Origin of the sequence: Marinobacter daepoensis DSM 16072, assembly GCF_000421165.1 — a bacterium.
GTDB lineage: Bacteria > Pseudomonadota > Gammaproteobacteria > Pseudomonadales > Oleiphilaceae > Marinobacter > Marinobacter daepoensis.
Genome location: NZ_ATWI01000012.1, coordinates 1 through 17,138, shown reverse-complemented (window position 1 = coordinate 17,138; position 17,138 = coordinate 1). Strand labels below are relative to the sequence as shown.

Sequence of the window (17,138 nt, the reverse complement as noted above, 5' to 3'; positions counted from 1 at the left end):
GAAAATCAGGGAGTTGGGTTCAGGGTGAGATCACCGGTCCAGAGCGCGATCAGTACGACCGCTAACAGCAGGACGCTGAGGGTCACGCGCACCGCAAGGGAGTTGATCACGCGGTTAGTTTTTCCACCATCCCGAATCAGGAAGAACAATCCGCTGAACAGGCTGACGATCACGGCAAACAGAAGAACGACAATGGCTAGTTTCAGCATGAGGTATCCGGTTGAGGCATGTTCTTTCACTATAGCAGAGCGACCGTAAGTGGGGTCCGGGCCGGGTCGATGGCAGTTTGACTGGCGATTGCTGGTGTTTGCGGGTGCTTTTCTGCCGGTGCTGATCAGTCTGGGGATCTGGCAACTGAACCGGGCGGCGGAGAAAGCTGCGTTGCTGGCTGCCTGGCAGGGCCAGACTGCCAGCGTCGACTGGGAGGAAGTGTTCGAGGGTCCTTGGCAGGCCGGGCAGCCAGTGACGTTGACCGGCTGGTATGGCGAACAGACCTGGCTACTCGATAACCGGACCCGGAATGGCCGTGCGGGATACGAAGTGCTGACGTTGTTTATGCCGGTATCCGGCCCACCGGTCGTGATTAACCGGGGTTGGCTTCCGGCGCCGGCCACACGGGATCGTTTGCCGGAGGTTCAGACGCCTGAGTCTATACTCACGTTGAGCGGCTGGCTGGCCGGGTATCCGCAACCACTGGTGCTGGGGGGGCAGGAACCGGGGCGCGAGGGCTGGCCAAGGCGGGTGCAGGCGCTGTCGGGGGAACAGGTGGGTGAGCAGGTGATCAACCCGGCGCCCATGGTTGTGCATCTCGCCGACAGTCGACAACCCGGCGCCTACCGGGCTGACCGGTCGCCGGATGTGATGGGGCCCCAGACCCATTACGGATATGCGGTCCAGTGGTTTGCGCTGGCGCTGGTACTGACTATATTGACTCTGGTGGCGAGTTATAAAAAACAACGAAAGACAGGAGCCGACAATGACAACGACAACGGCTGACTCTATCCCTCATCACGATGGCCCTACCCCGGCACAGATCCGGCGCGGCAGGCGCACGGCCCTGCTGCTTTTTGCTGTTGGCTTAGGCCCGATGCTGGCGGCTACGCTGATGTTCTATACTGGCTGGCTTAACCCGGTTGGCCAGACCAATCAGGGGCTGCTGATTGAGCCACCCGTGCCGGTTGCTCAACTGAATCTCCAGACCGCTGGCGGGGAGCCCCTGCAGGCCAGGTTCGGGGCAGACTCCGCAGAGACCAAATGGTTGATGCTGGTGGTTGCCGGTACCTGCACGGAGGACTGTGAGCAGCTGCTTTATCTGGCGCGTCAGGTAAATATCGCTCTGGGTAAGAATGCGCCCAGGGTCGGGCGGGCGGCCTACATGGCCGGCGTGCCAGCGGATCTTGAGCGCCGCTGGCAGGAGGACTATCGCCTGATGGAGCGCCTGCGCCCGGTTACCGGTGAGTCACCGCGATGGCCTGCGGGTGTTGACCCGGAGCAGCAGCCGCGTCTTCTGCTGGTCGATCCGTTCGGTAACGTGATGATGAACTATGGAACGGAGCACACGGGTAAACAGTTGCTCAAAGACCTGAAGCACCTCCTGAAACTGTCTCAGATCGGGTAACGGGAGGTCTGCGGTATGACAGCGATGTCTGAACCCTCCCGGGCAATTGCCAGGAAGCTGGCTTTCTGGTCGACCCTGGCCTGTGCGTTGGCGGTGGTCGTCATTATGCTGGGGGCCTGGACGCGGCTGGTCCACGCGGGCCTTGGGTGTCCGGACTGGCCCGGCTGTTACGGGTTTCTGACGGTACCCCAGAGCGAGACCCACATTGCCATTGCCAATGCCCGTTTCCCGGAAACGCCAGTGGATGTGTCCAAGGGGTGGCCTGAGATGATTCATCGTTATGCGGCGGGTTCACTGGGGATACTGGTGTTTGGGCTGGCAATTGCCTCGGTGCGTCATCGCAAGGCGGGCCTGCCGCTCAGGCTGCCGGTTTTTCTGACGGGTTTCATTGTGTTGCAGGCGGCGTTTGGCATGTGGACGGTCACGCTCAAACTCTGGCCTCAGGTGGTGGCGCTGCATCTGCTTGGGGGGTTCACAACCCTGAGTCTGCTGCTCCTGCTGACGCTTCGCCTCCGGCGTCGGGCCTGCGGCAAAGGAGCTTCTCTGGCCGTCAGAGCGTCATCGCTGGCCAGATTCCGGCCCTGGTTATACGGCGGGCTGTTTCTTGTCATCCTGCAGATTGCTTTGGGTGCCTGGACGGCTGCCAACTACGCGGCAGTGGCCTGTACCGATCTCCCAACCTGTCAGGGCCAGTGGTGGCCAGAGGGCATGGATTTCCGTCATGGTTTTGATGTAACGCAGCACGTTGGCCCGAACTACCTCGGTGGTCAGTTAACCAGTGATGGCCGGGTGGCCATTCATGTGAGCCATCGTCTGGGCGCGGTGTTGGTGGTGGGGTATCTCGCCGTCCTGCTGTCGCTGCTCTGGCGCGAGCGGACCGATACCGCCCTGGGGCGAGGTATTCTGCTGGTGGCTGGAGCCCTGCTCGTCCAGTTCTGTCTGGGACTGACCAACGTCTGGCTGCACATTCCTCTGATTATTGCCGTTGCCCACAATGCCATGGGCGCTGGCCTGTTGCTGTCGATGATGCACCTGATCTGGCTGCATCATCAGCGGGTCCGGCCCGCAGCATCCCCCGCAACCCGTACAACAATCCTAAACCGGGAGGTAACGGCATGAGCGAGCGAGTGAAAGCATTGCCGGTTCAGCGTTCGGCACACACGGCCAGTCTGTCCTGGCGTGATTATCTGGAACTGACCAAGCCCCGGGTGGTCGCGTTGATGATCCTCACTTCGGTGATTGGCATGTTGCTGGCGGCGCCCGGTGTGCCGGGGTGGAGTGTCCTGTTGTTTGGCAACCTCGGTATTGCCTTGCTGGCGGGCGCGGCGGCTGTGGTTAATCACGTGGTGGATCAGAAAATCGATACAGTCATGGCCCGGACCCGCAAACGACCGGTTGCCACCGGGCGGATAGCACCCGTCGATGCCCTGCTGTTTGCGACGGTGCTGGCGGCTCTGGGCATGGTGGTGCTGGTCTGGCAGGTGAATGAACTCACCGCCTGGCTGACCCTGGCGTCTCTGGTGGGTTATGCCGGTGTTTACACCCTGTTCCTCAAGCGCGCCACACCGCAGAACATTGTGATTGGTGGTCTGGCAGGTGCCATGCCACCGCTGCTGGGCTGGACGGCGGTCACCGGGCAGGTGGAAGGGCATGCGCTTCTGCTGGTTCTGATCATTTTTGCCTGGACGCCGCCTCATTTCTGGGCTCTGGCCATTCACCGCAAGGAGGAATACGCCAAGGCGGGGATTCCCATGTTGCCGGTGACCCACGGTAACCGTTACACCGAACTGCACATTCTGCTTTATACGCTGATGTTGCTGGCGGTCAGCCTGCTACCATTTGTCACAGGTATGTCTGGCGGTATTTACCTGGTGGGTGCCGTGGCGCTAGGCTTGCGGTTCCTGCAATACGCCATTCGCTTGTTGAAAGGGGATGACCGGCGGGTTGCACTGAACACGTTCAAATACTCCATTACCTATCTGATGGCCCTGTTTGTGGTGTTACTGGTGGATCACTTTGTGTTTATCCCGGCCTGAGCGGCCGGGGTTAACCTGTTTGGGAGGCCCTATGGGGCGGTCGATTCGGATTACCCTGTTTGTTCTGTTGCTGCTGGTGGTGCTGGTGTTCGGGCTGACCGTTGGCCGGCAGGTGTTCCTGGTGGGTGGGGGGCCCTCACCGGCTCCGGATCTCAGCCAGTACAACACGTATGTGTATGAGCAGCCACGTCCGCTGGCCGACTTTTCCCTGACCAACGAAGAGGGCCAGACGGTTACCCGGGAAGATCTGAGGGGGCGATGGACCTTTGTGTTCGTTGGCTACACCAATTGCCCGGACATCTGCCCGGCTGCCATGGCAAACTTGCGGCGCACCGACCAGTTGCTTGCCCCGGAACTGCCGCAGCCCGATTATCTGCTGGTGACCGCTGACCCCGAACACGACACGCCCGAGAAACTGAAAGCTTACACCGGCTTCTTTGGTGAGCATTTTCATGGCCTGACCGGAGAGCTGGCTACCTTGAGGGAGGTAGCAAAGAGTGTAAGCGCCGTCTTCGTGCATCGGGAGGTGAACGGCGAACTTCTGGTCGACCACAGCGGGCATTTTGCCCTGCTGAATCCGGAGGGCGAGCTGCAGGCCCTGATACAGCCGCCACACCAGCCGGAAAAGCTCGTTGAGGCATTTGAACAGATCTACCAGTGGGCCAGGGCAAACCGAACGGGTTCCTGAGGCCCCGCTGACAATCCCCTGCGAGTCGCTTAAACTGCCCGGTTGTTATCTACTCAAAACCGGGTTGGCCCATGACTTCAAGCCCCACCATTTCACCACGACAGTTGTTCACCGTTCTGCTTGCGGGCAGCCTGGTTCTGATGGTGGTGCACACCCTGGGGCGTTTTATCTACACCCCGCTTCTGCCTTATCTGGTGGCCGATGGCCAGTTCAGCGCGGCCGATGGTGCAGCGGTTGCTACCTGGAATTACCTGGGGTACCTGATGGGGGCGATGCTGGCGATTCGCTGGCATCGCATCGATCATATCCGGCAGCTTCTGCCCCTGTTTCTGGCGATTCATGTTCTGACCACCCTGTTGCTGACTCAGATTGATAACCTCACGCTGATCTCTGCAGCCCGCTGGCTCAATGGCGTAGCGAATGGTGTGGTCTTTGTGCAGGCGCCAGCATTGATACTGGAATGGCTGGTGCTGCGGAACCGGGCGTCCCTGAGCGGCCTGGTGTACCTTGGGGTGGGCGTGGGATTGCTGGTCTCCAGCGGTCTGGTGAGCGGATCGGCCGGGATGCTGGATGGGGCTGAACGCTGGTGGCCGGCGGCGTTGCTGTCGATCCCTCTGGCCTGGTGGGGGGTTGTCCAACTGCGTAAGCTCGACGTACCGGTGCGTCAGCACGATGAGGCTGGCCAGGCGGTGGTGAACACGCCGTTACTGGATCGGGCCAGCATTCCTTTGTTTCTGTCCTACGCCGGTGCCGGGCTTGGTTATATCCTGCCCATGACCTTCCTGCCCCTGCTTGCTCAGGGCGAGTTGCCAGCAGGCCATGTTCTGCTGGATGGCACCTGGATGATTGTCGCTTTGTTCACCATTCCGGCACCCTGGCTCTGGAACAAGCTGGGGGCCCGGATGGGAGATTTGCCAGCGCTACGCCTGAACTTTCTGATCCAGTTGGCGGGGGTGCTGGCAACGGTGGTCTGGCCTGGTGCCGTTGGGTTGGTCCTCTGTGCGGCGCTGGTTGGCAGCACGTTCCTTGGCACCGTGTTGCTGACCCAGCGTGTTGGGCGCGCCCTGCACCCGCACCAGGGGCCTCGCCTGTCTGCAGCCATGGTGGCCCTTTATGGCTTCACTCAGATGGTCGGTCCCTGGTTGACCAAACAGTGGCTTGAGGCCGGCGGTACCCTGGTGTCGGCGTTCGGAATCGGTGTTGCTGCCCTGGCATTTGGCCTGTTGTTCGCTTTCTTCGTACCTCGACCAGACGCCTGATATCGCCGCCCCTATGCTCCCGATTGAGACCTTGCTCCCCGAGCTGAAGCAGACCCTGGAGGCAAACACGACGGCGTTGCTTCAGGCTCCCCCGGGTGCGGGCAAAACCACCCGGGTCCCGCTGGCTCTGCTCGATGCCCCCTGGAGACACGACCGTAAAATCCTGATGCTTGAACCCCGGCGGCTGGCTGCACGTTCGGCAGCCCGGTTTATGGCAAAACAGCTGGGGGAAGCGCCGGGACAGACGGTGGGTTATCGAACCAGGCTGGATACCCGGGTTTCAGAGGCAACACGGATTGAGGTGGTGACGGAGGGGATTCTTACCCGCCTGATCCAGAATGACCCGCTGTTGGAAGATTACGCGGCAGTGCTGTTTGATGAGTTCCACGTTTTGCTGTTTTGTGATTAATGCCACATATCTTGTCAAAAACTACTTTTCTGATATTCAGTTCCAGAGTGTCAACAGATGTTCTCAGGACATCAGAATCATCAATCTGGACTTACCCCGGTCCACTAGACACTCCTGGCCTATGATTGTCTGCTAAGCCTCCAATGCAGTGGCCTCCCTGAGAGCCCTTAAGGCGCTGAGTCCTCGCCGCACTAACCCCCTGACTCTTTATCGATGTCTTTGATTCAGAGTTCTGAAGAAACGAACTAAATCGATAAGGGTATTGAGAAATGCCCAACGTGAGCTTTCAGTATTCTTTGAGTGAGGAACCCCAGAAAGCGAGGAGAAACCTTATGCATTACGAGTCTTCATCTTTAAACCAGAGATGCATTGTTCTTTTCTTCGCTTCAGGAAGATCCACAGATGCAATCCATTTTTTTACCTGATCCGCATTAATAGCGTGTTCAAGGTCTTTGTACTGAACATTTGGGACAGGTTCTCCGATTTTGGAGAAGTGGTGTAGCAGATCAAAAACCGCTCTATCCCAGTTTGCCGCAAGCGTTCCTTCTGGCGTTTCAGGAGCATAGCGCCGCAATATCTCTGTCGCATCATATATGCCTTCGCGCTTCAGCAAATGGACTGTCGATTCGATCTTACTACCTGACCACGTCCAGCGCTCACGATTAGCCAGCTGATGACTGTGCCAGCCAGGAGCATCGCCATCTTCGTTGGGAATATTGAGAGCGGTGAGCCCAGTCACATAGACAAGCGGTCGGCGACGATTAGGCGGTAACCAGCGGCCTTCTGACCATAGCTGCTCCCAGACCGTAGACTTGTCTTCCGATCTAACACCCCGAGCCAGGATACTGTTGACTCGCTCAGCTTCGATTTTCTTCAGCTCGCGAATCTCTTCGATAGTCAGCGGCTCACCCGGCGGTTTTCGGTTGAGCTTCTCACGAATCTCGTAATTCGGTTTGTCGTCCATGATTCATAATTAAGCGTTGTAGCAGTGGTATCGCAGGTATTTTTTCACTTGTTCTATGTCGCCGCTCACAATCGCATCGATAGGAGGAGTATCGTCAAACGCCTTGTTCGGTCTCAAGGGCCACTGTATAGCTCGCTCGGGACTCTCGGAGTAGATGCATTGGAGAGACTCATGGATCGACAGCACCGAAAGGACTCTCTCTTTATCATCGAGAATCTGCACCTTCTGTGCTGCATCGAGACCCCAAGCATCGATGATCCGAGAGACTACTTCAACGCGCCTTTCTTTGCTCACAGTATCCATCGTGCCCCCTCCTTGTTCCGGTCTCTCTGCTGAACCAGTATACCTACATAACGTCGATCAGGGGATTATCATGGAAGGCTCTGTTGTTGGCCCAAGGCTCGTTTAAGAGACTGTTATGGTCCGCACCGTAGGCGGTGCGAATTGGCCAGGGCTCGCTTGCTTCACGCAGGGTTAGGGAGTAAGTAAGATCGAAAGTAAGTTAGGGAAGCTTTTTTCTTTGAGCTGACCGATCTGTTTCTCCATTGATTGGATGCTTGCCCCAAGGCTCTCGATCTTTTTTTCCGCTGCTATAAGCTTCTGAAGCGTCCCATATCGCTCAGCCATTCCAGCGGATGAGGCACCCTCTCTGACTGGCCGAATCGGTATTCCAGGCTGAAGGCTACACGGACAACCTCCTTGTTCCAGCAGCGGATTTCAAAGCCATCTGAGCATCAGCGAAGGTCCGACTTCAACGTAATAACCTGGCCATTGTGGCAGCGCTCTTGAGGTCGCCCTGTATATCGGGGTAACAGCAGCCCATCCTGCTTCATCAGTCGGTACACGCGCTTGTGGTTCACTCGCTCGTCGTTGGCTGCGAGCAACCGATTCAGTCGTGCGGTGATCCTTCGATAGCCATTGGCAGCACGGGCTTCACACAGTGTCAACAACAGTGAGTTTTGACACTTGTCAGCAACAGCTCACGGATAAACGGTAAATGCCGATCATCGTCCTGCTTGTTGTATCTCGGGCTTCGGCCTTTCTGGCGACCATGAAGGCGATCCAGAAGATTGGAGCGCGATACCTTCAGCACTTCCGCAACCCGCTTCAGAGGGTATCGTCCGGTGGCAGCAACGGCATGCGCGAGATTGTCGCCTAATGTCTAGAGTCCAGTGCACGCTTATTACGGATCTCACCAGATAGTTGCCCCTCACTATCCTAATCATCAGTTTCCATATCGATAGATGACTCCACAGCAACCACTGAAAATGGTTAATCGGCTGCGCAGTAGTCAGAATTCCAACAGATTCATTACGTGACCGATCCCGGATCTACATGACGCTTTATATCACATAAGTCATATAAGGTATTTAGGTTTGTTATATTATTTGACTGATTTGCATTGCTTAAGTAATATAACCAACATCGGTTAATTGCCCTGAATGAGCGCGCTATGGCAAAAGGTGACTCTGGACGAGTGGTCTTGGAAATTGATCCCAGTTTGAAGCGAAAACTTTATGCGGTCCTCGCATTAGAACAAAAGACGTTGAAAGAATGGTTCACTATAACCTCGGAAGCTTATGTGAAGGACAGGCTGAGGGCCGAATTAAACAATCTTGAGAACGAAGAAGATGAAATTTAAAGCTGACCAAACGGCCCAGAAGCTTAGAGGAGGGTACTACACGCCTAAACCCTTAGCTGACTACTTGACGCATTGGGTATGCGCAACACGTCCGGAGAACATTCTAGAGCCCAGTTGCGGTGATGGTGTTTTTTTGCAGAGCATTGCTGAAAAAATGACCAATGGATCAGCCCATATTACAGCCTACGAACTATTCGACACTGAGGCCCAAAAATCACGAGAACTTGCACGTCAATGTGGCTTGAGGAATGTCGATATATTTGAAGGGGATTTCCTAGAGTGGGCAAATGTGGCGCTTCTTGAAGGCCAATCACTTTTTGATGGCGTTGTTGGTAACCCACCTTTTATCCGCTACCAATTTCTAGAAAAGCAGTTTCAGTTAAATACTGAGGGCGTATTTCAGACCTTAGGATTAAAATTTACGAAGCATACAAATGCTTGGGTGCCATTTATCCTCGCATGTGTAGCTTTGCTTCGACCAGGAAAGCGCCTAGGAATGGTGATACCCTCAGAAATTGTACATGTACTTCATGCTCAGTCTCTCCGAACGTTTTTGGGTACTGAGTGTAGAAAGGTTGTTGTTATTGACCCGCAAGAAATCTGGTTTGAGGGTACTCTGCAAGGCGCGGTTATGTTGATGGCTGAAAAAAAACACAGTCATAATGAAGTTACACAAGGAGTTTCTATAGAGAGTGTCCAAGGCCTAAGTTTCCTAGATACAGATCCTAATATTCTTTTTGAAAACACAATTGGGATTAATGGCGAAACAGTGGTCGGAAAGTGGACAAAAGCTCTTTTTCGTCCAGACAGCCTAGATTTTTATAATTCAATATGCAGCCATAGGGGTGTGTTCCGGTTTACAGATATAGCTACAGTTGATGTCGGAATTGTAACGGGAGCAAATAAATTCTTCCTAATAGATGATAAAACTGTGGACGAGCACGGCTTGCATGATTATGTTCACCCAATGTTCGGGAGAAGCGAGCATTGCAAAGGAGTTATCTATGATAGTGTACAACATCAATCCAATCAAATCTCCGGGAAACCCACTAATTTCCTTCTATTGGAGGAAGAGCTAGAGTTTTATCCAAAAAATGTTAGGGACTATATTTCAGCAGGCGAAAATGAACGCTTACACCAGCGCTACAAGTGTCGAATTCGCAAACCATGGTATAAAGTGCCCTCAGTTTATGCCACAAGCATTGGCATGCTTAAGCGCTGTCATGATGCGCCTCGACTAATCTCTAACACAATCGGTGCCTACACAACCGATACAGCTTACCGAATTAAAACCTTAGGGAACGTTGACCCAGACACTCTAGTATATTGCTTCATGAATCCTTTAACTGCTATTTCGGCAGAACTAAATGGCAGGTACTACGGAGGAGGAGTTTTAGAGCTGGTGCCATCTGAGATAGAAAAGCTGTGGATTCCTCTTCCTAATCAGCTGAAAGTAGAGCTTGACCTTTTAGATAAAGAGATCAGAACAATGCCAATGGAGGAGGTCCTTCGCCGAAATGGATATAGAGTGTTAAGCAATATAGGCATAGACGAGAAATCTGTGGATCGACTAGTCGAAATCTGGTCTTGGTTTAGAAACCGGCGGCAACGTAAGTAAGCCTTAGCTGATCTGTGGGCGTGCAATATTTCATTACACGCCCTTTCTTGTTCGACCTATGTGATGGTCATTTGATAATTTGTCCCACCCAAGTGGTAGAGGCTCATGTGCTTACCCAACAATCCGCGCTGGGAGATGATTGGCCTGGCAGGCCCCCAATGTACCTGCGTCATGGCATTATTTTGCCGATAAGTTGGAGTATTGGTGAGCGAGTTGTGAGTTAATCGTAACCTGAAAACTCCGTTGGAAATGCCATTGATAATAATTTCAAAATTCGCCTCAGCCCTCAGCAAGTGATGTCGATTTGGAGCAGGATCGGGAGTCCAGGTTAACGGAGCAAACACGACGTTTCTAAAGTAGTCTCGTTGATCGATTCCCTCAAGTAGCCCTTTCTTGAAATACATAGATCCCGTCGGATTTGTGTTTGCACCCGTTGGAATACTTAGATCACGCTCTGAAAGCTCCCTACTCGACCAGACCAACCCCTGAGCTGGGGCTGTCGGTTGAGCCGTTGCTGCCTGCGCTGTTGAAGGCAAGGGGGCAGCCGGAACAGGGGGCGGCGGAACCACTTTTGGTGCCCTTCGGTAAACAGGGAAAGCAGGCGTGGCAACCGCAGCAGCTCCTACCGATTTCGTTCCAATTACAGGAGCTTGTGGTTTGATCGACTCATCCTCTAGCCTGCCTTCGGAGACTAGGACATCCAGTTGATGCTTCGTTGTGACCTGAAAAATATTCTGTGGATAATTACCTATTAATGCATGGAATGGACTAATTAGTGCATTTAAATATTGGAAGTCATTTTGATTATGCATATCCAATTCGATAAAGGAGCTGACTTCAATGTTGTCACTGAGGCCACTTGAGGTTAAATTGGCGCTGCCTAAAATAACTCGGGACGTTTGTGCACCAATCGCCGCGTAGAGCTTAGGATGGAAAATGCTTGCTTGGGTTCCCATATCCACAACGAAGGGGCAAACACCGATATCAAGAAGTCTAGCTAGCGCTTGCCGTGACGTTATGCCGTTAGCTATTCCCGAAAAAAATTGAACAGCGTTGCTTCGGATTCTCAATTGCGGCTCAATTTTCGCCACCCCGCCGTCACGCACAAAAGCAACACTGAGAAAAAAGTTGTCAACATCTGTGTGGCTTAGTAATTCATTGACAGCGTTCTCATGGTCATGATCTGGAACCAAGCCTTGTGTTAACGCGAAGACCCTTGCCATCTTATGTCTCGCTATTGGAAATGTGAAATTTCAAAATGGCGCTGTGCACCAACCTAAGAATGCTTATTCTACTTTTATTAATAGACATTGCCACTGTAGTGCAATAAAACTGAATCGCGCCTGCTAAACCAATGATAAACGATAGGCTTCATAGCTCTCCGTGAACCGCGTAGTGAAGACGCCATTCTTTAGCGCCTATTCAAATTCCGTTCAGATCAAAAATGACAAAGCGGCATGGCACTCAATCCATATCGATAGATCATCTGCTACGTTCAGCGTCCAACTAAGTTCCTTTAATGAAGAGAGGTGATGAGAAGCAAGTCATTACTGATTCGCGTTCATGGAACCCCTAGAGTGCCGTCGTAGTCGAAGTTCTTTGGCTATAATAGGCGTCAATCGCGCCAGTATTAAGGAGGAGCTTATGAATGTTGCTAGCCAAGAAAATCGACGTGACGTTGCGTTATCCATTCTTAAGGCGTGAGGCTTGAATGTCGATCAGAGAGCAAATCTGCTGATGATCAGGAGCGGGTCATAGCGGTGCTATCAATTTATGAATCGCTTAGGGTTTGTTATTTGCACCGTTATTAGCGTTTCCTTTATAGCCGCTCTACGTTTGTCACCGGGCTGAAACAAGCTGCAAAAAATCCATCATGCATCCGTAAGTTCGTCCAGTATCGATCTGATTGCACCGATACGTCCAGATAGCTCCAGATATTTTGCATTGAGTGAAGCAGCTTTTTTCTCAAGAGTTTCGGCCAAAGGCGGCATTTCATCTGCTAGGTCCTGAGTTTCTTTGATTGACCCCATAAGCATTTGAATGGTTCGGCGGTAAACCTCTATTTTATACTTTAGGTCCTCGATTCGTTTCATTTCTAACGCTTTTTGTGCGGGTTGATGAAAAGGCTCTGGCACGATGCTGATAGGGCATTCTCCAAAGTGCTGGCTAATCTCATAAACCTTTCCCTCACAGCTGTCTGAGCGCTCTAAGGTTCTCACCAATCCGTAGCTTCGTAACTTTTCCATCTCCGTATATACGTACCACCAAAGGTCTTTTTTCGAGGGCCTTACATTTTCGGAAATGCTATTAGTGTATTGATTCCGAATCCGTGTCAGCTCGAATCGATTGCCAGCCGCTTCCGCGAGGATTTCGTGGAGGACCCTATCCAGAGTTGGGGCGTTCTCGGACATATTTTCCTCACCACTGACAATTTCACCATTACACAAATGGGTATTATATGCCGTGGCCTATTTAACTCAAGGTATTGATAGTTTGGGTGTCAGTCAGAGGCACCTATGGATACAGTTCGACTAGAGTTTGGTAAAAACCTCAGGAAAATCAGAAAGCTCAAAGGGTTTTCGCAGGAGCAACTCGCTTACACCGCTGGTATTGACCGAAGTTACATTGGGAAAGTCGAACGCGGGCAGGTAAATCTCACCATCGAAAAGCTGTATATTTTGGCTGGCACTCTTGGCTGCTCACCAAAAGATTTGGTTCCGGACCAGAGCAAGGTGGGAGCTGATGACTCAAAACCAAGGACGTAGAGTGACCAGTTCAAGTCAATAACAAGTGCACTGAGGCCGCATCAGTCGTCTCTTGCCTGTGCTGTTTCGAAGTCTTTATTCCTGAGTGAGATAAGCTCCTGAAGCTCAACATAATGTTGATCAACTGTAATTGTGCCGTTCTGGAGCTTCTGAGAAAGCTCCAGAAGCATCTTGTCGAAAATCTCTTGTGCTCGGATCAGATGGACAGACGAGACTGTGTGGGCGTAATTCGAAACCTTTGCAAACGCAAAATCGATGTAGTGATCTAGGGAGGAGGGGTCTTGATGCCCTGTCCACTGCATGACTTCCATCCTGAATTTCTCGCTGCCGAGAAGGGCTTTACGGAAGTCATTAGTGTTCTCAAACTCATGCCTTTCAATGAGAAGAACAAACAAATTGGTGACGAATGAGTGCCTGAACATGTGAGCACAGGCCTGCTCTTCGATACCTGCAATCGAACGAAGTTTACTAATTTCATTGGTTATCAGATCCGCGCCAACGGGCTTTCCTGTGGTTTCTGATACCAGGAAAAAATCATGATCGTTGACCTTGCCCAGCTTTGATTTGATAACTTTGTTCCGAAAGAGGCGAATGTGCTTTTTGAGCTGGGCTAGAAGCATGTGAGTGACCGGTACAGATCGATAGCTGTCTTCTCCTTGCTTCAGGTTAAGAATTTTGAGCATAGGGTGCTCCATCCCTGATGCTTTCATGATCTCCGAGACACGCAGCTCTACAACTTCCCCTCTGCGAGGTCCAACTTGCTCCAGAATGGATAGGACACAATGCCTGCGGCTTTGCAGAAAACGCGATCCCCCGGCCTTATCAACGGCCTTTCGCAGCTTTTCGATGTTTTCAGCAGGGATCGGGTTTCTCTTCTTGATTCGCTCACCGCTAGAAAACGAGTGGTGGTGCCAGTAACTGCGCTTTATGTCCTTTCCACGATTTCGGCTAGGAATGCTGAAGTCCTTTTTGGTAGCGCGAATGGTTCCTTGTTCAGATACGAAGCTGGAGTCACCATAAAAGGCACCTACATATTCCAGAAAATCCAAGCAAACCCTACCAACAGCAGTAAGGGTTGTTTCCGTTTTCTTCCTTGCTTCAGGGTTTTGGCTCGATCTTTCAGATCGTAAGGCGTTGATAAACAGGGTGAATCTGTCATCAGTCAACTGGATTAAATCCCAGCCATTGGTATGGCAGAAACGAACTAGCTGGCTCAATTTTGCTGCATACTCGCCCATCGTTCCGCCTTTCGATCCGCGCCTGGACAGCCCTTGTTTTTCGCCACGTCCTGGGCGCTCTCGAAGATTGAGCATGTACAGGTTGGCCAGCATGCAAGGCGTTCCGTCAGGCCATACGATGTGGGGCATGTTCGATCCATCTTTCGTCGCAATTCGGCCAAGCGCCAGGTGACTAAACAGAGTTAGCTCACGCACTGGCTGATAGAGTTGAGATGAATTTTTACTTCTCATTCTTGTAGTCCTTCAAGCTGACCACAGTTGACGGTTTAATTTGGTCAAAAGGATGGGGATTTAGGCTGGCTATGGCGCGAATTCTATCGAGCCCATCCTCCGCCCGCTTTGCTCTGATCTCCTCGCTAGAGGCATCCCTGACGCCCTTTATCGTGGCCATGGCAGAAGAGATGGCCTGGAGAAGTAGAAAATTGGTCGATCGGTGCTTTTCTAACTCCTCTTCCAGTTCTTGTACTTTCAACAGCAACCCAGCTCGGGAACGGGAGTCCGGCCTTATTTCCCGATCTAGATGCGTCTGAATGGCTTCTAGGGCCTTAATGCGAAGTTGGTCAAGGTCTTCAAACCCCCGATCAAAAAGATCGCCTGCATAGCGCTTGAGGGTGTTCAGGCTCATAGGACCCTTGTAAACATCCTTCTGGTCGATTACGACCTCATACTTCAGCTTTGCGATGCCTCCCTGGCTCTTGAGGGACTGCTTAAGGTCTTCGTCCTCGCAGAACTGGTCAGGGGTTTCGATAATGGCAAGAAGTATCTTTCGAATAGCCTGAGTAGAGGCGAGATTGCCCTCAACGCGCCGATCCATTGTTATGCCTCCGCCCCTTCGAGTTCTCGAACTTTGACAATGACTCTCATCTTTTCGCCATCAGCGTCAGTAAAGAACTCGGGCTCGATCTCTATGTCGCCGTCCTCAAGGAGGTTTTCAATATAGTCTTCAAGTTCGTCGGTATCGATTAGGGTGAAATCATCCGTTCCATATTTCGATTTCAACAGGGTCGAAAGCTCCTTGAAATTCTCTGCATCATTGTGATGCAGGCTCTCGGCGACGTATTGGGACTTAGCGCTTCGTAGAACGTCGCCGCTCATGGATTCTGTAATGTAGTGCCAAACGTGCTTCAGATCGGTATGTCCCAGCATCCACTGCAAGGTTTCCAATCCGCCAAAAGAGTTGCTGTAGAAGAAAAGGAGTGCGAAGAATCTCCGTAGTTGATGCTGCCTGAAGTAATACCGTTGGCCATTCGCATTAATACTGGTCTCGAAGTAGTCGCAGAATACGTCAAAGCACAAGTTGTAAATATAGGAGTCAGGCGCAACACGCTTGTTATGCCCCCTCCGGTTCGGAGGAGAAAAGAGCGCGACCTCTTTATCCGGAAAACCTAGTCTGTTGAGTATCTTGTGGAACCGAACAAGTTCTTGGATCATCTTGGCGGCGATGGGCTCGACCGGTCGGACTTCTGTGGATCTGAGGCCCATCAGCGAGCGTGTGCTCTTCCTGTTTTGAAAGACAATCCAACGTTTAGAAGAATCCAATGCCTCTTCAGCCAAAAGATCCCTTAGCTCCCCACCTCTTCTAGCCGTCAGAGCACCGACCACGATCTGGACCGCCCCAAAGTACACATAGATCAGTTCAACAAGTCCCTGATTCCGCCTTAGAGCTTTGAAGTAGTCTGATTTCGGCAGTTTCTGTCGGAGTTTTTCAGTCGAAGAGTTCCTCTCTAGTGCCTCGGATAATTCAAAGTGCTTCACGCCAAACTCTTCAAGGCTAGGGAGAGTCTGAATAACCGCCAATTTTCATCGGCATGAGCCGGCAAAAGATCGAGAATTCAAACACTACCCTCCCGTTGTTTGTCTGTTTTTTACCCGTCTACCGCCGTTTTGGCGGAAAACAGGCGCACTGGCCCTACGCCAGTAGGTATTTTTCACCGATCAGTAGGTTGCTGAACGCGGCCAGCAAATGCAGCCGGTTGTTGTTCTTGGCCAAGCCGCGATAGCGGACTTTGCTGTAGCCGAAGACCTGTTTGATGTACCGGAACGGATGTTCCACTTTTGAGCGGATGCTGGCTTTGATTTTCTCGGCTTTCAGCTTGTCGGCATCCAGGGTTTTCCGAGCACCAGGGCGCTTGGCGATAAACCAGGACACGTTCTTGCGGTTTTTATGCTCCGCCCATTTTTGGAGGCCAAGGTAGCCGGCATCACCGAATACTCGCTGCTCTTCACCGTGCAATAGCTTGCCGGAAGGCACGATGTCATGAACATTGGCAGCAGTGGTGTCGATGCTGTGGATCAGACCCAGCGTGTCATCGACACCAATGTGCATCTTCATGCCAAAATGCCATTCGTTGCCTTTTCTGGTCTGGTGCATCTCAGGATCTCGCTTGCCAGAATTGTTCTTTGTGGAGCTGGGCGCAGAGATAATGGTGGCGTCCACAATGCTGCCTTCACGCAGCATCAGGCCATTTTTCTCCAGGTGCTTGTTCACTTCTTTGAACAGCACGTTGCCAAGGCCATGTTGCTCCAGGAAATGACGAAACTTCAGAATCGTGGTTTCATCCGGCAGACGGTCCAGCTTCAGCCCGGCGAACTGACGCATGGATTCGATCTCGTACAGCGCGTCTTCCATGGCAGGATCACTGAGGTTGTAGAACAACTGCATGCAGTGAACACGCAGCATGGCAGACAACGGATAGGGAGGGCGTCCGTTCTGACCCTTGGGGTAATATCGGGCCACCTTCTTCTCCAGCTGTTTCCAGGGAATCAGCTTGTCCATCCGTTCCAGAAAGATCTCGCGGCGGGTTTTGCGCTTCTTGGTCTGGTACTCGGCTTCGGAGAAAGTGATCTGATCCATGGTGGCAACGATCCTATGCGGTTGACGATGGCCGTATTATCGCTGAT

The 17,138-nt window shown here is 52.4% G+C and carries 18 protein-coding genes and 2 pseudogenes; 11 read left to right on the top strand and 9 right to left on the bottom strand.

Annotation, left to right across the window (positions count from 1 at the left end; genetic code table 11):
- Positions 1 to 5: 5 nt before the first annotated feature.
- Positions 6 to 209 carry a twin transmembrane helix small protein gene (locus tag K325_RS0113980; RefSeq protein ID WP_029654887.1) on the bottom strand — a complete coding sequence of 68 codons (204 nt, stop codon included), beginning with the start codon at positions 207 to 209 and terminating at the stop codon, positions 6 to 8.
- 49 nt (positions 210 to 258) lie between these two features.
- Between K325_RS0113980 and K325_RS0113975 the strand changes: the two genes are divergently transcribed.
- The 7 genes and pseudogenes from K325_RS0113975 to K325_RS0113945 form a co-directional block, all read left to right on the top strand.
- Positions 259 to 996 carry an SURF1 family protein gene (locus tag K325_RS0113975; protein WP_029654886.1) on the top strand — a complete coding sequence of 246 codons (738 nt, stop codon included), beginning with the start codon at positions 259 to 261 and terminating at the stop codon, positions 994 to 996.
- Positions 977 to 1,618 carry a hypothetical protein gene (locus K325_RS0113970; protein ID WP_029654885.1) on the top strand — a complete coding sequence of 214 codons (642 nt, stop codon included), beginning with the start codon at positions 977 to 979 and terminating at the stop codon, positions 1,616 to 1,618. The genes K325_RS0113975 and K325_RS0113970 overlap by 20 nt, the downstream gene beginning before the upstream one ends.
- 15 nt (positions 1,619 to 1,633) lie before the next feature.
- Complete coding sequence (locus tag K325_RS0113965) at positions 1,634 to 2,737, top strand: COX15/CtaA family protein (RefSeq protein WP_029654884.1); 1,104 nt, start codon at positions 1,634 to 1,636, stop codon at positions 2,735 to 2,737.
- Positions 2,734 to 3,654: a heme o synthase gene (gene cyoE, locus K325_RS0113960; protein ID WP_029654883.1), complete on the top strand. Its 921-nt coding sequence runs from the start codon at positions 2,734 to 2,736 to the stop codon at positions 3,652 to 3,654. The genes K325_RS0113965 and cyoE overlap by 4 nt, the downstream gene beginning before the upstream one ends.
- Positions 3,655 to 3,685: 31 nt before the next feature.
- Positions 3,686 to 4,342: an SCO family protein gene (locus K325_RS0113955; protein WP_029654882.1), complete on the top strand. Its 657-nt coding sequence runs from the start codon at positions 3,686 to 3,688 to the stop codon at positions 4,340 to 4,342.
- Positions 4,343 to 4,413: 71 nt separating this feature from the next.
- Entirely contained in the window at positions 4,414 to 5,601 is a 1,188-nt protein-coding gene (locus K325_RS0113950) for a YbfB/YjiJ family MFS transporter (protein ID WP_029654881.1), read from the top strand.
- Between the two features lie 13 nt (positions 5,602 to 5,614).
- Positions 5,615 to 5,989: pseudogene (locus K325_RS0113945) on the top strand (DEAD/DEAH box helicase); the annotation flags it as partial.
- Positions 5,990 to 6,347: 358 nt separating this feature from the next.
- Here K325_RS0113945 and K325_RS0113940 read toward each other — a convergent pair.
- Complete coding sequence (locus K325_RS0113940) at positions 6,348 to 6,974, bottom strand: hypothetical protein (RefSeq protein WP_029654879.1); 627 nt, start codon at positions 6,972 to 6,974, stop codon at positions 6,348 to 6,350.
- Positions 6,975 to 7,145: 171 nt separating this feature from the next.
- Between K325_RS0113940 and K325_RS18600 the strand changes: the two genes are divergently transcribed.
- Entirely contained in the window at positions 7,146 to 7,310 is a 165-nt protein-coding gene (locus K325_RS18600) for a hypothetical protein (RefSeq protein WP_156836603.1), read from the top strand.
- 272 nt (positions 7,311 to 7,582) lie between these two features.
- On the opposite strand, the pseudogene K325_RS18425 reads toward K325_RS18600, so the two are convergent.
- Positions 7,583 to 8,124, bottom strand: a pseudogene (locus K325_RS18425) (IS3 family transposase); the annotation flags it as partial.
- A 303-nt stretch (positions 8,125 to 8,427) separates the two neighbouring features.
- On the opposite strand from K325_RS18425, the gene K325_RS0113920 reads away from it, so the two are divergent.
- Positions 8,428 to 8,616 (top strand): hypothetical protein, encoded by a 189-nt coding sequence (locus K325_RS0113920; protein ID WP_029654877.1) that lies wholly within the window; start codon positions 8,428 to 8,430, stop codon positions 8,614 to 8,616.
- Positions 8,606 to 10,234 (top strand): N-6 DNA methylase, encoded by a 1,629-nt coding sequence (locus K325_RS0113915; protein ID WP_029654876.1) that lies wholly within the window; start codon positions 8,606 to 8,608, stop codon positions 10,232 to 10,234. Before K325_RS0113920 ends, K325_RS0113915 begins: the two co-directional genes overlap by 11 nt.
- A 56-nt stretch (positions 10,235 to 10,290) precedes the next feature.
- On the opposite strand, the gene K325_RS18740 is transcribed toward K325_RS0113915, so the two are convergent.
- Both K325_RS18740 and K325_RS0113900 read right to left on the bottom strand, forming a co-directional pair.
- Positions 10,291 to 11,457 (bottom strand): hypothetical protein, encoded by a 1,167-nt coding sequence (locus tag K325_RS18740; RefSeq protein WP_211218159.1) that lies wholly within the window; start codon positions 11,455 to 11,457, stop codon positions 10,291 to 10,293.
- A gap of 648 nt (positions 11,458 to 12,105) precedes the next feature.
- Positions 12,106 to 12,480, bottom strand: coding sequence for a hypothetical protein (locus K325_RS0113900; protein ID WP_211218158.1), 375 nt, complete (start codon positions 12,478 to 12,480; stop codon positions 12,106 to 12,108).
- Between the two features lie 270 nt (positions 12,481 to 12,750).
- Between K325_RS0113900 and K325_RS0113895 the strand changes: the two genes are divergently transcribed.
- A complete protein-coding gene (locus tag K325_RS0113895; protein ID WP_029654874.1) occupies positions 12,751 to 12,999 on the top strand; it encodes a helix-turn-helix domain-containing protein in 249 nt (82 codons plus the stop codon).
- 41 nt (positions 13,000 to 13,040) lie between these two features.
- Here the strand turns inward: K325_RS0113895 and K325_RS0113890 are convergent, their stop codons facing one another.
- The 4 genes from K325_RS0113890 to K325_RS0113875 all read right to left on the bottom strand — a co-directional run bounded on the left by K325_RS0113890 (position 13,041) and on the right by K325_RS0113875 (position 17,091).
- A complete protein-coding gene (locus K325_RS0113890; protein ID WP_029654873.1) occupies positions 13,041 to 14,468 on the bottom strand; it encodes a tyrosine-type recombinase/integrase in 1,428 nt (475 codons plus the stop codon).
- On the bottom strand, positions 14,458 to 15,051 hold the full coding sequence (locus K325_RS0113885; protein ID WP_029654872.1) for a hypothetical protein: 594 nt from the start codon (positions 15,049 to 15,051) through the stop codon (positions 14,458 to 14,460). The genes K325_RS0113890 and K325_RS0113885 overlap by 11 nt, the downstream gene beginning before the upstream one ends.
- A gap of 2 nt (positions 15,052 to 15,053) precedes the next feature.
- Positions 15,054 to 15,992: a hypothetical protein gene (locus K325_RS0113880; protein WP_051146660.1), complete on the bottom strand. Its 939-nt coding sequence runs from the start codon at positions 15,990 to 15,992 to the stop codon at positions 15,054 to 15,056.
- Positions 15,993 to 16,146: 154 nt separating this feature from the next.
- The gene (locus tag K325_RS0113875; RefSeq protein WP_029652210.1) at positions 16,147 to 17,091 is read right to left on the bottom strand and encodes an IS5 family transposase; all 945 of its coding nucleotides are present in this window, start codon (positions 17,089 to 17,091) and stop codon (positions 16,147 to 16,149) included.
- Between the last annotated feature and the right edge of the window lie 47 nt (positions 17,092 to 17,138).

Bases quoted from the DNA above. Each gene is read 5' to 3' on its own strand.
- K325_RS0113940 (WP_029654879.1), bottom strand. From the start codon at position 6,974: ATGGACGACAAACCGAATTACGAGATTCGTGAGAAGCTCAACCGAAAA.
- K325_RS18600 (WP_156836603.1), top strand. From the start codon at position 7,146: ATGGATCGACAGCACCGAAAGGACTCTCTCTTTATCATCGAGAATCTG.
- cyoE (WP_029654883.1), top strand. From the start codon at position 2,734: ATGAGCGAGCGAGTGAAAGCATTGCCGGTTCAGCGTTCGGCACACACG.
- K325_RS0113980 (WP_029654887.1), bottom strand. From the start codon at position 209: ATGCTGAAACTAGCCATTGTCGTTCTTCTGTTTGCCGTGATCGTCAGC.
- K325_RS0113955 (WP_029654882.1), top strand. From the start codon at position 3,686: ATGGGGCGGTCGATTCGGATTACCCTGTTTGTTCTGTTGCTGCTGGTG.
- K325_RS0113885 (WP_029654872.1), bottom strand. From the start codon at position 15,051: ATGGATCGGCGCGTTGAGGGCAATCTCGCCTCTACTCAGGCTATTCGA.
- K325_RS0113900 (WP_211218158.1), bottom strand. From the start codon at position 12,480: ATGGAAAAGTTACGAAGCTACGGATTGGTGAGAACCTTAGAGCGCTCA.
- K325_RS0113920 (WP_029654877.1), top strand. From the start codon at position 8,428: ATGGCAAAAGGTGACTCTGGACGAGTGGTCTTGGAAATTGATCCCAGT.
- K325_RS0113970 (WP_029654885.1), top strand. From the start codon at position 977: ATGACAACGACAACGGCTGACTCTATCCCTCATCACGATGGCCCTACC.
- K325_RS0113875 (WP_029652210.1), bottom strand. From the start codon at position 17,091: ATGGATCAGATCACTTTCTCCGAAGCCGAGTACCAGACCAAGAAGCGC.
- K325_RS0113890 (WP_029654873.1), bottom strand. From the start codon at position 14,468: ATGAGAAGTAAAAATTCATCTCAACTCTATCAGCCAGTGCGTGAGCTA.
- K325_RS0113915 (WP_029654876.1), top strand. From the start codon at position 8,606: ATGAAATTTAAAGCTGACCAAACGGCCCAGAAGCTTAGAGGAGGGTAC.
- K325_RS0113965 (WP_029654884.1), top strand. From the start codon at position 1,634: ATGACAGCGATGTCTGAACCCTCCCGGGCAATTGCCAGGAAGCTGGCT.
- K325_RS0113950 (WP_029654881.1), top strand. From the start codon at position 4,414: ATGACTTCAAGCCCCACCATTTCACCACGACAGTTGTTCACCGTTCTG.
- K325_RS18740 (WP_211218159.1), bottom strand. From the start codon at position 11,457: ATGGCAAGGGTCTTCGCGTTAACACAAGGCTTGGTTCCAGATCATGAC.
- K325_RS0113895 (WP_029654874.1), top strand. From the start codon at position 12,751: ATGGATACAGTTCGACTAGAGTTTGGTAAAAACCTCAGGAAAATCAGA.